General features: G+C 73.2%; 14 protein-coding genes. 4 read left to right on the top strand and 10 right to left on the bottom strand.

Annotated elements, in window-relative coordinates:
• Positions 1-29 precede the first annotated feature (29 nt).
• From ACE7GA_RS09865 to ACE7GA_RS09855, 3 genes are all read right to left on the bottom strand, one after another.
• A complete protein-coding gene (locus ACE7GA_RS09865) occupies positions 30-1,037 on the bottom strand; it encodes a tripartite tricarboxylate transporter substrate binding protein (protein ID WP_376098942.1) in 1,008 nt (335 codons plus the stop codon).
• A gap of 70 nt (positions 1,038-1,107) precedes the next feature.
• Positions 1,108-1,923: an alpha/beta hydrolase gene (locus ACE7GA_RS09860; RefSeq protein ID WP_376098940.1), complete on the bottom strand. Its 816-nt coding sequence runs from the start codon at positions 1,921-1,923 to the stop codon at positions 1,108-1,110.
• A 15-nt stretch (positions 1,924-1,938) separates the two neighbouring features.
• Positions 1,939-2,739 (bottom strand): GNAT family N-acetyltransferase, encoded by an 801-nt coding sequence (locus ACE7GA_RS09855; protein ID WP_376098938.1) that lies wholly within the window; start codon positions 2,737-2,739, stop codon positions 1,939-1,941.
• 84 nt (positions 2,740-2,823) lie between these two features.
• On the opposite strand from ACE7GA_RS09855, the gene ACE7GA_RS09850 reads away from it, so the two are divergent.
• The 4 genes from ACE7GA_RS09850 to ACE7GA_RS09835 are packed head-to-tail and all read left to right on the top strand — an operon-like array spanning position 2,824 to position 6,201.
• Positions 2,824-3,651, top strand: coding sequence for a sugar phosphate isomerase/epimerase family protein (locus tag ACE7GA_RS09850; RefSeq protein ID WP_376098936.1), 828 nt, complete (start codon positions 2,824-2,826; stop codon positions 3,649-3,651).
• Entirely contained in the window at positions 3,648-5,078 is a 1,431-nt protein-coding gene (locus tag ACE7GA_RS09845; RefSeq protein ID WP_376098934.1) for a mandelate racemase, read from the top strand. Before ACE7GA_RS09850 ends, ACE7GA_RS09845 begins: the two co-directional genes overlap by 4 nt.
• On the top strand, positions 5,075-5,686 hold the full coding sequence (locus tag ACE7GA_RS09840; RefSeq protein WP_376098932.1) for a LysE family translocator: 612 nt from the start codon (positions 5,075-5,077) through the stop codon (positions 5,684-5,686). The genes ACE7GA_RS09845 and ACE7GA_RS09840 overlap by 4 nt, the downstream gene beginning before the upstream one ends.
• Complete coding sequence (locus tag ACE7GA_RS09835) at positions 5,686-6,201, top strand: CAP domain-containing protein (RefSeq protein ID WP_376098930.1); 516 nt, start codon at positions 5,686-5,688, stop codon at positions 6,199-6,201. The genes ACE7GA_RS09840 and ACE7GA_RS09835 overlap by 1 nt, the downstream gene beginning before the upstream one ends.
• A gap of 7 nt (positions 6,202-6,208) precedes the next feature.
• On the opposite strand, the gene ACE7GA_RS09830 is transcribed toward ACE7GA_RS09835, so the two are convergent.
• From ACE7GA_RS09830 to rpe, 7 genes are all read right to left on the bottom strand, one after another.
• A complete protein-coding gene (locus ACE7GA_RS09830) occupies positions 6,209-7,240 on the bottom strand; it encodes a dihydrodipicolinate synthase family protein (RefSeq protein ID WP_376098928.1) in 1,032 nt (343 codons plus the stop codon).
• Positions 7,227-8,252, bottom strand: coding sequence for an NAD-dependent epimerase/dehydratase family protein (locus ACE7GA_RS09825; protein WP_376098926.1), 1,026 nt, complete (start codon positions 8,250-8,252; stop codon positions 7,227-7,229). The genes ACE7GA_RS09830 and ACE7GA_RS09825 overlap by 14 nt, the downstream gene beginning before the upstream one ends.
• A gap of 60 nt (positions 8,253-8,312) precedes the next feature.
• Positions 8,313-8,927, bottom strand: coding sequence for a Maf family protein (locus tag ACE7GA_RS09820; protein WP_376098924.1), 615 nt, complete (start codon positions 8,925-8,927; stop codon positions 8,313-8,315).
• On the bottom strand, positions 8,927-9,778 hold the full coding sequence (locus tag ACE7GA_RS09815) for a pyruvate, water dikinase regulatory protein (RefSeq protein ID WP_376098922.1): 852 nt from the start codon (positions 9,776-9,778) through the stop codon (positions 8,927-8,929). The genes ACE7GA_RS09820 and ACE7GA_RS09815 overlap by 1 nt, the downstream gene beginning before the upstream one ends.
• A 1,025-nt stretch (positions 9,779-10,803) precedes the next feature.
• On the bottom strand, positions 10,804-11,913 hold the full coding sequence (locus ACE7GA_RS09810) for a glycosyltransferase family 4 protein (RefSeq protein WP_376098920.1): 1,110 nt from the start codon (positions 11,911-11,913) through the stop codon (positions 10,804-10,806).
• 138 nt (positions 11,914-12,051) lie between these two features.
• Positions 12,052-13,674 carry a heparinase II/III family protein gene (locus tag ACE7GA_RS09805; protein ID WP_376098918.1) on the bottom strand — a complete coding sequence of 541 codons (1,623 nt, stop codon included), beginning with the start codon at positions 13,672-13,674 and terminating at the stop codon, positions 12,052-12,054.
• Positions 13,671-14,405: a ribulose-phosphate 3-epimerase gene (gene rpe / locus ACE7GA_RS09800; protein WP_376098915.1), complete on the bottom strand. Its 735-nt coding sequence runs from the start codon at positions 14,403-14,405 to the stop codon at positions 13,671-13,673. Before rpe ends, ACE7GA_RS09805 begins: the two co-directional genes overlap by 4 nt.
• Between the last annotated feature and the right edge of the window lie 14 nt (positions 14,406-14,419).

Below are 14,419 nucleotides of genomic sequence, written 5' to 3'. Positions count from 1 at the left end.
CCGCAGCCCGTACCGGCGCGTCACGCCGCCTAGAGCCGCTGGATGCCGAGCGTGTCGGGCGACACGCGGGCCTTGCCGCCGTCAAAGTAGAGCCAGGCGGTCTGGCGAACCATCTTCCAGGCCTCGTCGTAGGCTTCCTGCCCGGCGAGCGGCGTGAAGAGCGCGGCGCGCTGGTCCGCGTAGTCCTTCAGGCGCTGGGAGTTCGCGATCTTGTCGCGCCAAACCGCGGACACCGTGTCCACGACGTTCTGCGGCACGCCCTTCGGCGTCCAGACGCCGAAGTAGTTCAGCGGCGCGGGCACGTTCGGCAGCCAGCGCTGGATCGAGGGGATCTCGCCGAAGCCGGAGAGGATGACGGGCCGTTCGCTCTGCACGGCCAGCGGGATCAGGCGGCGCGCCTTGATCATCTCCGCCGCCTCGACCATCAGCATGGCGCCGACGGGGACCTCGCCCGACACGACCGCGATGGTCGCAGGGTTGCCGCCGTCATAGGTCGCGTGGCGGTACTGGATGTTCGTCGCGGCGCGGATCGCCTCCATGAAGTTGTGCCCCGCGGAGGACACGCCGGCGGTGGAGATCGCGACGGAACCGCCCCGCGTGCGCAGCGCCTGCAGGAAGGCGTCGAAGTCGCGGAAGCCGGAGGACGGGTTCGCGCAGATCGTGTTCACGTTCGCGACGGCGAAGAACAGGTTCCAGTCCGACAGCTGCGTGTCGAGCAGGCCGAGGGTCTTGTAGCAGCCGACATCCACGGCGGCGCCGGCGGCCCAGGTCAGCCCGTCCTTCGCCGCCTCCAGCGCGTTCTTCGTACCGATGGAACCCGACGCGCCGGGCTGGTTCACCACGACGAAGCGCTGTCCGATCGCGCCTTCCATCTCCGCCGCGACGAGGCGGGCCATCTGGTCGGTGGAGCCTCCCGCGGCCCAGGGGACGATGAGCGTGACCGGGCGTTCGGGACGCCAGGCCGTGCCCTGCGCGCGGATGGAGGGCGGGGCGGCGAGGCCCGCAGCGGCGGCCCCGAGGAGATGACGACGCTTCATCGGACGGTTCCCTTCCCTGCTCGCATAACCGGCTGGTTACGCAAAGCCTGCGCCCGCGCGCGGGAGGGGGTCAAGCCGGGGTGAGGCGCGCGAGGAAGGCGAGGACCGCGGCCATCGCACGCCCCGACGCATCGGCGTAGAGCGCGGGGTGCCCGACGCCGGGAAGGACGACGGTCTCGACGCGGCCCCCGGCTTCCGCGATCGCAGCGGCCATGCGGCGGCCCTGCGCAACGGGGATGACGCCATCCGCTTCCCCGTGCAGGAGGAGGACGGGCGCGCGGATCGCGGCGACATTGGCCAGGCTGTCGAAGGGGTGCCGCAGGAACAGGCGCACGGGCAGGAACGGCGCGGTGCGCGCGGCGAGCGCGGCGACCGAGGTGTACGGCGCATCGAGGATCAGGCCCGAGGCGGGCCGTTCGGCGGCCATGCGCGTCGCGACGCCCGTGCCGATGCTCTCGCCCCAGAGGATGAGCGGGGCATCGGGCCAGCGCGCGGCGGCCCAGTCCAGGTGGGCGCGCGCGTCGGCGAGGAATCCGGCCTCGGACGGTGCGCCGGGGTTGCCGCCGTAGCCGCGGTACTCGGCGAGGACGAGTCCGTATCCCGCCGCGGTCACGGGACGCAGCAGGGCCACGCGGTCCGCCGCGTTGCCGGCGTTGCCGTGGAACAGGACGATGACGGGCCGCCCCGGGGCGGGCGGGGCGGCGAGGAAGCCGAGCGCAACGCCGTCGGCCGTCGTCAGCCGTTCGAGGCGGAAGGACTCAGCCTCCCGCGGTACGGCGAGGGGCCGCGCATCGGGGTAGAAGATCAGCCGTTCCTGCGCCGCCCAGAGGAAGGCGGCGCAGAGGAGCCAGAGGCCGGCGAGGCCGAGCACGAGGGTGAGCAGCACGCGCGGGCCAGCGCCTCATCCGAATTCGGGGCCGGCGACGGCGTGGATCAGGGCGGTCCTGCCGTGCGGGGACGTGCCGCGGGCCATGCGCGTGAAGCGCCGGCGCGCGGTGCCGCCCGACGCCGCGGCCCAGGCGGCGAGGTCCGTGCCGTCGCGGAGGTCGGCGATCAGCGGACCGTTCACGGCGGATCGGAGGCGGGAGAGGAGGGCCCGCGCCGTGGCGTCGTCCTCCGCCAGGATCGGGCCGATCTGGGACGCGAGGCGGCCGTCCCGGCCGAGCGCGGCGCCGCCGGGGAGAGTGACCGCCGCCGCGGGCAGGCGCATGCGGAGGTGGTCCAGCAACGCGTCGCGCCGGGCGCCGAGTGCCGCGTGGTCCAGCGCGGCGGCGTCGGCGGGCGGGCCCCGCCCCGGTGTCGCTTCCGGCAGCGCGTCGGGCAGGGACCAGCGCGTGAAGGTCCAGAGGTCGGCGAAGCCGAGCCGGCGATAGACCTCCCGGCCCTCGGCCGTCGCGTCCAGGGCGACGCAGCGGGTCGCGGCCAGCGCGTCGAGCGCCCAGCGCATCAGCGCCGTGGCGAGGCCGGCGCGGCGCCGGTCCGGGCGAACCAGCACCATCGAGATCCAGGCCAGGTCCGGGCCGAAGGGCAGCACGGCCGCCGTCGCGGCGAGCATGTCGGGGTGGCCGTCATCCAGCGCGCGGGCGCGGCCATGGTCCAGGAAGACCCGCCAATCCGCCTGCACCTGGTTCCAGCCGCAGGCGGCCGAGAGCGCGGCGGCGCGCGGCAGGGCGTCCGGGGTCAGGTCGCGCCATGCCTCCACGCCCAAGATGGCGCAACGGGACGGCGGGCGCGTCAAGCCTGGACAGGCGCGCGGCGAGGTGCACCGATGCGGCGGGAGGGTCCGATGACTCTGCGGATCGCGTTGTGCAACGAGGTCGTGCGCGACCTGTCCTTCGCGGCGCAATGCGACCTCGCGGCGCGGCTGGGCTATGACGGGCTGGAGGTCGCGCCCTTCACGCTGGACGCGGAGGCGCCGCATCGCCTGGACGCGCCGCGGCGTGCGGAACTGCGGCGCGCGGCGGCGGATGCGGGCATCCCCATCACGTCGCTGCATTGGCTGCTGGTCGCGCCGGCAGGACTTTCGATCTGCACCGACGACGCTGCGCTGCTGGATCGGACGCGGGAGGTCATTCGCGGGCTGATCGTCCTGGCGGCGGAACTGGGTGCCCGGGTGCTGGTGCATGGTTCCCCGGCGCAGCGGCCGGTGCGCGACGCCGAAGGCGCGGCGCGAGCGGAGGAGACGCTGCGGCTGGCCGGCGAATGGTCGCAGGATGCCGGCGTGACCTATTGCCTAGAACCGCTGGATGCGGGGCAGACGAGCTGGGCGCGAACGGTGCAAGAGGCGGCGGGAATCGTCCGGCGCGTTGCCTCCCCGGGGCTGGCGACGATGATCGACGTCTCCGCGGCGGGGAACGGAGAATTCGAACCGGTGACAGATCTGCTGGACCGCTGGCTGCCGACGGGGCTGATCCGGCACGTTCACTTCAACGACCGGAACCGGCGCGGACCGGGACAGGGCGACGACCGCTTCGCACCGATCGTCGCGGCGCTGAATCGTCATGGATATGACGGCTGGTGCGCGGTGGAGCCCTTCGATTACGTCCCCGACGGGCCGACGGCCGCGGCGCGTGCCATCGGCTACCTGCGGGGCATCGAGGAGTCGCTGGCATGACGGCGCCACGTTTCCGACTGATCGCGACGGAGCGGCGCGAATGGCCGTTCCGGCTGCGCCTGCCCTTCCGCTTCGGCGTCATCACCGTCACGCATGGCCGGCAGGCCGTGGTGACCGCACGCATCCGCCTGGAAGACGGGCGGGAAGCCGAGGGGATCGCGGCGGAAACGCTCGCGGCCAAGTGGTTCGACAAGGACCCGCGCTGGACCGATGCGCAGAACGAGGACCAGTTGCGGCGTGCTTTGGAAATTGCTTCCGACGCGACGCTGGCCGCCGGCACGAACACGGCGTTCGGGCATTTCGCGGAATCCTGGGCACCCTGCGAGGCGACGGGGGCCGCGGAGGGGTTGAATCCGCTTGTGGTCGCGTACGGCCGCGCGCTGCTGGACCGCGCGATCCTCGACGCGTTGCTGCGGGCGCATGACATGTCCTTCTTCGCGGGCATGCAGGCGAACATCGGGGGGCTGCGGCCGCACGCGGTCTGCGCCGACCTCGGCGACTTCGACTTCGACCGCATGCTGGACAAGACAGAGCCGGCGACGACGATCCAGGCGCGCCATACGGTCGGCCTGGTGGATCCGATCACGATCGCGGACCAGGCGGAGCGCGTGGGCGACGGGCTGCCCGAAGCACTGGAGGAAGTCGCGGGGATCTACGGGCACTGGTACTGGAAGTTGAAGGTCGGGGGGAACGTGGAAGCCGACGTGGACCGGCTGTGCCGCATCGCCGCCGTGCTGGATATCGGGCCACGGTACCACGCCACGCTCGACGGGAACGAGCAGTATGAGGACGCGGAGGGCGCGGCCGAACTGTGGCGCGCGATGGAGCGGGAACCCCGGCTCGATCGGCTGCGCGCCTCCATCCTGTTCATCGAACAGCCGGTGAAGCGGGCGAAGGCGCTGTCGGTGCCGATGACGGCCCTGGCGACGTCACGGCCCGTGATCGTGGACGAGAGCGACGGGCCGATGGATGCCTTCGTGACGGCGCGCGGCATGGGCTATTCGGGCGTGTCCACGAAGGCCTGCAAGGGGATCTGGCGGTCGCTCATCAACCACGCGCGCTGCCGGGCCTGGAACGCGGAGGCGGGTGACTACCGCCACTTCATGTCCGCAGAGGACCTGACGACCTTGCCGGGAACCTGTGTGCAGCAGGACCTGGCCCTCGTCGCCCTGATGGGGATCACCCATGTCGAACGGAACGGACATCACTTCATCGCGGGCTTCGAGGGGCGGCCCGAGGCGGAAGCGGAACGCTTCGCACTGGCGCATCCGGACCTGTACGGGGTGACGCGTCACGGCCCGCGGCTGCGCATCCGGAACGGGGCGCTGGAGATCGGGTCGCTCGACACGCCGGGGCTGGGAGCGACCGTCATGCCCGACCTCGACGCCATGCAACCCATGCCCCGGTCGGAGTGGCGCGCGCCGTGAGCCCAGAGTTCCTCCTCACTTCCCTCATCGTCGTGGCATCGCCGGGAACGGGCGCGCTGTACACCATCGCAACGGGGCTGGGCCGCGGTCCCCGCGCGAGCGTTGTCGCGGCCTTCGGCTGCACGCTCGGCATCGTGCCGCACATGGCGGCTGCCATGCTCGGCCTCGCCGCCATCCTGCACGCAAGCGCGCTGGCCTTCGAGGCGGTGAAATGGGCGGGTGTGCTCTACCTGCTGTGGATGGCCTGGAACACGCTGAAGGAACGCGGGGCGATGCGGGTCAGCGGCGATCCCGATCCGCGGCCCCCCATCGCGATCATCGTGCACGCGGTGCTGATCAACATCCTGAACCCAAAGCTGTCCATCTTCTTCCTCGCCTTCCTGCCGCAGTTCGTCGCGGCGGACGAGGCCCGGCCGCTGGCGGTGATGACGGCGCTGTCCGCGGTCTTCATGCTGATGACCTTCGCGGTCTTCGCGCTCTACGGCCTCTTCGCGGCGGCGGTGCGGGACCACGTGATCACGCGGCCCCGTGTGCTGGCCTGGATGCGGCGGGGCTTTGCCGCGGCCTTCGTCGCCCTCGGCGCGCGTCTCGCGGTGCAGCAGCGGTGATGCGCGGGGCGCTCGTTCTCCTCCTGGCGCTCTCGGCCTGCGCGGCGGAGGGAACGGCGCCCGGCGCGACGGTCGCTGTCGGCGATTGCAACGCCGGGCGCGACTGGCCCGCGGCGGAGCCCGGCGCGGCGCGGCTTCGCACCCTCGTCAACGCGCACCGGGCCTCGCGCGGGTTGCCGGCGCTACGGGCCGACCCGCGGCTGGACGCGGCGGCGGAGTGGAAGGCGAGGCACACGGCTTGGCTGCGCTATCTGGAACACGACGACCGCGCCCCACCGATCCGGCGGACCTTCACGGCACGGATCGAGGCTTGCGGCTTCCGTGCATTGGGGGCGGCGGAGAACATCGCTTCCGGCGACCCGACCCCGGAGGCAGTGATGCGGACGTGGCTGGCTTCCCCGGCGCACCGGCGAAACATGGAGGGCGCGGAGTACACGCATTTCGGCGTGGGTGCGGCGCGCGGCGCGAACGGGATGATCTACTGGGCCCAGGACTTCGCACGCGCGGGGATGTGACCCGGGGCTAGGCCAGCCAGCGCCGCAGGTTGTCGCGCACGAAGTCGTCGTCGGTCAGTTCGGGGTAGCGCGTCGCGACGGCGGTGAGCAGCTCGGCCTGGCCGGGGCGCAGGCCTTCGCCCGGGTCCAGGCACCAGGTGCCATCCAGCAGGCCCTGGCGCCGCAGCACCTCGTGGCAGCCGGCGATGACGCCGTGAAAGGCGTGGGCGACGTCGAAGACCGCCGCGTTCATCTCCGTCACCGCGGCGTCCAGCGCGAGAAGGTCCGCCGGGATTGCGCCGTCGCGCACCGCGGCGCAGCGGGCCTGCAACTGCACGGCGGCGCGGGTCCAGACGGACCAGTGGCCGAGCAGCCCGCCGACGATCCGTAACGTGCGGCGCTCCCCGCCATGCGACAGGGTGAAGGGCGTCAGCAGGTCCGCGACGATATGGTCGTCATTGCCGGTGTAGAGGGCAACGCGGTCCCCGGCGTTCGCTTCCAGCACGCCCCGGATCACGTCGAGCGTCGCGTAGCGGTTGAAGGGCGCGATCTTCACGGCGACGACGTTCGGGATGGCCGCGAAGTACCGCCAGAAGGAGGCGGAGAGCGGCACGCCGCCGACGGCGGGCTGGAGGTAGAAGCCGAAGACCGGGATTTCCTCCGCGACGCGGGCGCAGTGCTCGACGATCGCGTCCTCGCTGGCGCCTTTCCAGGCCGCGAGGCTGAGAAGGCCGGCGTGGTAGCCCGCCTGCCGCGCGACGCGGGCCTCGCGCAACGCCTGCTCCGTTCGGCCGACCAGGCCGGCGACAAAGACCGCGTCGCGTCCACGCGCCTCTTCCGCCGCCAATCGCAGCACCGGCTCGTACAGGCCGACGTCGCGGATCGCGAACTGCGTGGTGTGCACGCCGACGGCCAGGCCGCCGACGCCCGCGTCGAGGTAGTAGCGGGACAGGGCGCGCTGCCGCCGTTCGTCGAGCGTCCGCTCTGCCGTCAGCGCCAGCGGATGGGCGGGGATCGCGCAGCCCGCGCGTAGGCGGGCGCGCCAATCAAAAGCGCCCATCGCGCACCTCGAACTTCGTCGCCTTGCCGAGGGAGCGGCCGCCGGCGGCGACCCAGTCGGCCACCCAGCCTACCATGCGCAGCAGCGGTACGCTGGGGTAGCCGAAGGTGGCGAAGGCCAGCGCGGCATTGGACAGCAGCGCCGTCGGCGCTTCCTCCCCGCTGAAGACGGGCGCGCGGCCCAGTCGTTCGCCGAAGCGCGCCGCGAGCCAGCGGATCGAGACGGTCTCCGGCCCCGTGACGTTGAGGATCGGACATTCCGCGGAGGCGTGCCGCAGGGATCGCAGCGTCCAGGCATTCGCGTCGCCCTGCCAGATGACGTTGGCGTGGCCCATCGCGAGCGGGACCGGCACGCCGTCGCGGACCTTCACCGCGACGTCGTGCAGGACGCCGTAGCGCAGGTCGATCGCGTAGTTCAGGCGGATGCCGAAGCAGGGCGTCCCGCGCGTGACCGCGGCGTGGCGGAACACCCGTTCGCGGCCGAGGCAGGAGGCCGCATACTCCCCGACCGGCGCGGGCGTGACGCTCTCGTCCGCGCCGCCGGAGGCGACGGGCATCAGCGGCAGAACGTTGCCGGTCGAGAAGAAGGCGATGCGCGAAGGCGGGAACCGCGCCGCGACCTGGGCGGGCAGCAGCACGTTCATCGCCCAGGTCTGCTCCTCCGCGCCCGTCGAGCCGAACTTGCGCGCGGCCATGAAGACGAGGTTCGGGGCATCGGGCAGCGCGGCGAGGGTCGCGGGGTCCGTCAGCTCGGCCGTCCGGCACTCGATGCCCCAGGACTCCATCCGCTCCCGCAGCCCGGGCTCGGAGAAGCGGGCGACGGCGATGACGCGGCGTCCCGGATCGGCACGCTTCGCCATGCGGCAGAGGGTCGGGCCCATCTTCCCCGCGGCGCCGAGGACGAGCAGGTCGCCGGGAACGGCGGCCAGGTCGGCCCGCAGCGCGTCGTCGGGGCGGGAGAGGGCGTCTTCCAGCGCCTCCTCGTCCCGGATGGTCTCGGGCCAGTCCTGCATCGCGTTCCTCCGGCCGCATCGTCGCCCCGGGTGGCCGGGGCGGCAACCCGTGGGCCGGCGCTAGCGGAGCAGCACGCCGTGGCCGCGCAGGAACTCCAGCAGCGGCAGCAGCGGCAGGCCGAGGATCGCGGCGTGCTCGCCCTCGACGCGCGAGAAGAGCTGCACGCCCGGGCCCTCGAGGCGATAGGCGCCGACGGAGGACAGCACCGCCTCTCCCTCCACGGCCAGATACGCGTCGAGGAAGGCGTCGGTGACGTCGCGCATCGTCAGCCGCGGTTCCGCGACGTGGCCCCAGATGCGCTGCCCGCCGCGCCAGGCGACGACGGCCGTCGCGAGGGTATGCGTGCGCCCCCGCAGCGCGGTCAGGTGGGCACGCGCGCCCTCCATCCCGACGGGCTTGTCGAACCAGGTCTCGCCGAGCACGAGGATCTGGTCGCAGCCGAGGATCAGCGCCTCCGGCCGACGGGAGGCGATGCGGCGGGCCTTCGCCTCGGCCAGCAGCGTCGCCGCCTCGCCGGCGGTCAGGCCTTCGGCGCGGGCGGATTCCTTTAACGCGGCCTCGTCCACCGCAGCGGACAGGGCTTCGAAGCGCAGCCCTGCCCCGTCCAGCACCGCGCGGCGAGCGGCGGAGGCACTCGCCAGGATCAGCGTCGGGACATCCGATTGCAGCGGCATCACGCCGCGGGGGCCCCGCCGCGGGCGCGGGCGTGCCAGGCTTCCATCAGCTGCAGCACGGTCGCCGCCGTCTCCTCGATGCTGCGGCGCGTCACGTCGATCACGGGCCAGCCGCGCTGGGTGCACAGGCGTCGCGCGGCGAGGACCTCGGCCTTCACGGATTCCAGGTCCACGTAGTCCGTCGTGTCCTGCCGCACGCCGCCGGCGCCGATGAGCTTCAGGCGGTGACGGCGAATTTCGATCAGGGAGCCGGCCTCGATCGTCAGGCCGATGACGGGGCAGGGCGGCACGTCGAGTTCCGGCGGCAGGGCGGCACCCGGCACGATCGGCACGTTCGCCGCCTTGATCCCACGGTTCGCCAAGTAGAAGCAGGTCGGGGTCTTGCTGCTGCGCGACACGCCGACCATGCAGACATCGGCTTCCGCGATCCCGGCCGTGCCCTGGCCGTCGTCATGTGCCAGGACGTAGTGCATCGCATCGATCCGGCGGAAGTAGTCGGCATCCAGCACGTGCTGCGCGGCCCGCTTCTCCTTCGCCGTCATCCCGATCTCGCGCTGCAGCAGGTCGAGGACGGGGTCGAGGACGGACATGCAGGTAACGCCCAGGCGCCCGGCGAACTCCTCGATGGAGTGCCGGAGCGACCGGTCTGCGAGGGTGAAGAGCACCGGCCCCGGCTCGGCCTGGATCCCCTCCAGCACCTGCTCCAATTGGAACCGGGAGCGGACGAGGAACCAGCGGTGCTGGATGACGTTCGGCGCCTCGAACCGCGCGAGAGTGGCGCGGGCTACCGAGTTCAGCGTCTCCCCCGTGCTGTCGGAGACGAGGTGGAGGTTGGTGACGTGGGTGGCCATGGCCCGCGCAGCCTAGATCAAGCGGCCGCGCGCCGCACCGCCACCGAGGCCGCCCTGCGAAGGATCTCCCGCCCCCCGCGGGTCCCGGTGGCCACGGCGACGCCGTCATCCGGCGCTCCTGCCGGCATCGGCCCGCGGTTTGCCTTGCCGGCGGCGACGGGGATCGCGGCCGGGAGCGGGCCGGCTTCGAGCAACGACCCGGCCAGGAGGGGCGAAGGGCGCTGTTCCGCCCCAGGTTACGGAACCGCACACAACTTTAACGTGTATTCGGGCGGCGAGGTATGCGAGGTTCGAAGATGGGGAGGCAGCCCTGCCCCCCCGCGCGCCCGAAGCCCATGAGGAGGAGATCCGATGCATCGCCGCTTCCGGAGCGGCCCCACCCGGCGGCGAGGCGGTATGCCCCGCGCCGTCCATCACCCCGACGCATGCGCCCACGAGGCCCGTCGCCCGGGATCCAGCCCCCGCGCACCGTCGATGCGGCGTGCGGATGATCCGCGAAGGCCCGCACGGGAGAAGACCTGGGAGTCGGCCGGCGCCCCGGGCGCAGGGCAGGCGCGTCCTGCCGGAGATCGGCCGCGTAGCAGCGCCGAGGGGTGCACCCCATCCGAAGACCGGAGCGTCACGATGTCGCGTCGGAGGGCATAGCCCGTGACCTACACGCCGAAGGTGGCGACGAAGCAGGAGGATCCGTCGGTCCGGACCCTCGGGGTCCCCAGCTTGCTCCGCGGGGTACGGGCCGGAGGACGGGCCCGGAAGGACCGCTTGCCACGCGGCCTCGCCGCCGGGATCGTGCTTCTCCTCTCCGGCGGGCTCTGGGTCGCGATCGCCCTCCTCCTTCTCTGGGCGCTCGGATAGGGCGAGGCGGGGCGCTCGACGCGCTGGGTACGGCCGCGGGCACGACGGGGCGGAGCCCTGCGGCTCGTGGCGCGGGACGGCGCCGGGGCCCGGCGCGGGGTCGAGCGCCGTCCTCGGGCCACGCCCCGCGCGCCCGTCCCGCCCGCCGCGTCGGCTCGCTTTGGCCGACCTCAGAGCCCGAGCAGCGTCATCGTGCGCGCCATCTGCCCGCGCTCGTCGTAGCGATCCATGGCCCGGGCGCGGCCCGCCGCCCCCATCCGCACGCGCAGCGCCGGATCCTCCGCCAAGCGGTTCAACGCCCGCGCCAGGGGCTCGACGGTCATCGGCGGGACGATGAGGCCGGTCTCCCCGTCCGCCACCATCTCGCGCGGGCCGGAGATGTCGGTCGCAACGACGGGCAGGCCGGTCAGCATCGCCTCGATGACCGACATCGGCAGCCCCTCGAAATGGGACGGCAGGCAGAAGATGTCGCTCGCCGCGAGGATGCGTCCCACGTCGTGGCGGTAGCCCAGGCGCTTCAGGCGGGGCCCCAGCACCTCCGCGGCGCGGGCGAAGGCGGGTTCCAGGTCCTCCCCGTGGTCGGAGGCCAGGCGTTCGCCGACCACCCAGAGGATCGCGCCGGGGACTGACTCCATGGCGCGCAGCAATTCCGGATGGCCCTTGTGGCGCACCAGGCGGGACACGGCGGTGACGACGCAGTCGCCCTCCGCCGCGCCGAGTTCGGCGCGGATCGCGGCCCGCGCCTCCGGGTCCGGGCGGAAGCGGTCGGGATCGCGCCCGTTCAGCACCGCGACGGCCTCCCGGTGGATGCCGAGGCGGCGGGCGTCCCGCGCCTCCTCCTCGCTCACCGTGATGAACACGTCGGTCAGCCTGCCACCCAGCCGTTCCAGCGCGAGCGACAGGCCGCGCCGCCACATCGGTCCGGGCTGGTTGAAGAGGAAGCCGTGGCAGGTATAGGCGACCCGCGGCACGCCTTCCCGCCGCGCCGCGATGCGCGCCAGCAGGCCGGAGATCGGCATGTGGCCGTGCACGAGGTCGGGCTTCTCCGCCCGGATCAGCGCCTGCAGTTCCCGCAATGCGCGCCAGTTCGCCGCCGGCGACAGGCCGCGCACGAAGGGCATGGCGACGACCCGGAAACCTTCGGAGCGCGGAATGTCCAGCAGCGGCCCCTCGGCGCAGGCGCCGATCACCTCATGCCCCCGCTCCCGCGCCGCGCGCATCAGCGGCAGCACGAAGTGGCGGAGGGAGAAATCCACGTTGACGACGAAGAGGACCTTCACGGGGACGCGTATCGCCTCGTCAGATGATGTCGCCCCGAGCCACCGGGGGAACCGTCAGGGGGACCGGCAGCGGGACCAGCGCCGCGGCGCGATCCGGAACGGTGTGGCCGGTCGGGACGCGCCGGTCGCGCGGGACCGTCAGCCCTCCGCCGGGGCGACCCGTCCGATCGCCCACTGGATTTTCTGCGTGCCCGCATCGGCCGTCACGACGACCTGCTGCGTGCGCCGCGGCTCCCCGAACAACTGGACGCTCTCCTCCACGCCCACGCGGCCGCCGCCGGCGCGCAGGCGCCAGCCCGCGCCGGAGGGCAGCCGGAGCAGGACGGAGGACCCGTCCTCCTGCACGCTCGCCGCGACGCCGGGGTGGAGGTGGAAGCGGACGATGAAGCCCGGCGTGTTCTCGCCCTCCACGAGGTCTTCGCCGCGCAGGTCGTCCCCGGACTCCGCGAGGTAGAGGCGGCGGCGATGGATCGTGCCGAAGCCCCGCTTGTAGCCGTCGTGGAAGGCTTCCAGCCATTGCGCGCCGCCGGCTTCGTGCCGCTCGGCTTCGACCCGGTCGGGGCGACGACCCAACCCGTCCTCGGTGAGTTCGGAGGAGTTGGTCTCGGACAGGATCAGCGTCGAATGGGCGGCGGTCGCGCGCATCGCGTCGCGCCACGCGCCCTCCGCGGCCGGGGCGGCGCCGCAGTTCACGATCAGGCGGTCGCGGCCGACCGACATCTCGAAGGACAGGGTGCCGGCGTGGTGCACCCGGTCGGCGCCCCGCGACAGGCCGGCGATGGCCGCCCCTCCCCGCTCCGGCGGCTTGCCGCAATCCGCGATGACGAGGGTCCGCCCGGCCTGGAGGCGCTGGAAGCCGCCTTCGGGCAGGATCAGCGGCGCCCGTCCCCGCGCCTGGGCCTGGGTGAGGACGAGGTCGAGGAGGCTCGCCGCCTCCTCCCGCGTCCCGTTGAAGGCGGCAAGGCCGCCATCGCCGTGGCGGAACAGCCGCAGCGCCGGCGCCGCGCGGTCGAGCGCCAGGGCAAGCGCCGGCGGGGCTTCGATCTCCGCGCCGTGCAGCAGGTTGCGGATCTCGATCAGGTCCTGGATCGCCAGCAGCAGCGCGATCGGGGAGCGTTCGACGTGGGAGCCGTCCGGCAGGATCTGACGCTCGATCTCCTGCGGCAGGAAGCGGATGCAGCGGGTGATCCAGGCCTCTTCCTCGACCGCGACGCCCGCCGCCAGCGCGCCCTTCAGGGCGACGAGCGCGCCGCGGTGGCGCGCCTCCGACGGCAGCCCGACCACGAGGGCGCGCAGATCGGCCGCCAGGCGCGCCATCATGGCCTTGCGCAGCGCGTCCTCGGCGGTCGCGGCGACGAAGTCCCAGTGGCCGAGCCAGGCGGAGATGCGGGCACCCGCGACCTCCGGCACCTCGGACACAGGATCCGTGGAGCCGCGGGACAGCCAGTCCGCCACGATGTCGCGGGCCCGCATCCGCGCGGCATCGGTGCCGAGGGCGCGGAGGTCGCGCAGCCAGGTGAAGCCGTGCAGGGCCGCGCGCCAGGCCGGGGAACCGTTGGAGGGGCCGTAGCCCGTGGCGCCCTCGGGGATGGGGCGTGCGCTGCCGCCGCATTCCAGTTCGCCCTTCAGGATACGCTGGCCGCGCGCGGCATCGCCAGGCCAGAGGTCGCGGAAGGCGCGCGACGGTGCCTCAGGCACGCGCACGGGCTTGAGGCCCGAGACCTTCTGCCGGACGCCCCGGAAGAACCCGCCGCCGCTCATGCCGCCACCTGGCCGGCCGCCTCGCCGCGCAGGGGGTCGCCGCGCAGGGACCGGATCGCCGCGGCGTAGTCCCGCGCGCCGAAGACGGCAGTGCCGGCGACGAGCACGTCCGCCCCCGCCGCCACGCAGAGCGGGGCCGTCGCCGCGGTGACGCCGCCATCGACCTGGAGGGCGATGTCGCGGCCGCTCTCCGTGATCATCCGCCGCAGGGCGCTGATCTTCGGGAGGCCGGATTCGAGGAAGGACTGCCCACCGAAGCCGGGATTTACGGTCATGACGAGGATGAGGTCCACGAGGTCCAGGACGTGCGCGACGGCATCGAGCGGCGTCGCGGGGTTCAGCACCACCCCGGCCTTCGCCCCCAGCGCCCGGATGGTCTGCAGGGAACGGTGCAGGTGCGGCCCGGCCTCCGGATGGAGGGAGATGACGTCCGCCCCGGCCTCCCGGAACGCCGCGAGGTAGGGGTCGGCGGGGGCGATCATCAGGTGGACGTCGAAGGGGATGCGGGCCTGCCCACGCAGCGCCTTCACCAGCCCGGGGCCGAAGGAGATGTTGGGAACGAAATGACCGTCCATGATGTCGAGGTGCAGCCAGTCCGCGCCGGCGGCGGCGACGGCGCGCACCTCCTCCCCCAGCCGGGTGAAATCGGCGGCGAGGAGCGAGGGCGCGATACGGACGGGAGGGGCCTCGGACACCGGGGCGTTATGCGGCAGGGCCCCGGGGGCGTCCATCCGGGGTCCGCCCC

It is taken from the genome of Roseomonas sp. CCTCC AB2023176, assembly GCF_042259275.1.
In the GTDB taxonomy this organism is placed as follows: domain Bacteria; phylum Pseudomonadota; class Alphaproteobacteria; order Acetobacterales; family Acetobacteraceae; genus Roseomonas.
Note: the sequence above shows the minus strand (reverse complement) of the source record. Positions and strands in the feature narration are given on the sequence as shown.

Bases quoted from the DNA above. Each gene is read 5' to 3' on its own strand.
- ACE7GA_RS09845 (WP_376098934.1), top strand. From the start codon at position 3,648: ATGACGGCGCCACGTTTCCGACTGATCGCGACGGAGCGGCGCGAATGG.
- ACE7GA_RS09825 (WP_376098926.1), bottom strand. From the start codon at position 8,252: ATGCAGGACTGGCCCGAGACCATCCGGGACGAGGAGGCGCTGGAAGAC.
- ACE7GA_RS09815 (WP_376098922.1), bottom strand. From the start codon at position 9,778: ATGGCCACCCACGTCACCAACCTCCACCTCGTCTCCGACAGCACGGGG.
- ACE7GA_RS09850 (WP_376098936.1), top strand. From the start codon at position 2,824: ATGACTCTGCGGATCGCGTTGTGCAACGAGGTCGTGCGCGACCTGTCC.
- ACE7GA_RS09865 (WP_376098942.1), bottom strand. From the start codon at position 1,037: ATGAAGCGTCGTCATCTCCTCGGGGCCGCCGCTGCGGGCCTCGCCGCC.
- ACE7GA_RS09805 (WP_376098918.1), bottom strand. From the start codon at position 13,674: ATGAGCGGCGGCGGGTTCTTCCGGGGCGTCCGGCAGAAGGTCTCGGGC.
- ACE7GA_RS09835 (WP_376098930.1), top strand. From the start codon at position 5,686: ATGCGCGGGGCGCTCGTTCTCCTCCTGGCGCTCTCGGCCTGCGCGGCG.
- ACE7GA_RS09820 (WP_376098924.1), bottom strand. From the start codon at position 8,927: ATGCCGCTGCAATCGGATGTCCCGACGCTGATCCTGGCGAGTGCCTCC.
- rpe (WP_376098915.1), bottom strand. From the start codon at position 14,405: ATGGACGCCCCCGGGGCCCTGCCGCATAACGCCCCGGTGTCCGAGGCC.
- ACE7GA_RS09830 (WP_376098928.1), bottom strand. From the start codon at position 7,240: ATGGGCGCTTTTGATTGGCGCGCCCGCCTACGCGCGGGCTGCGCGATC.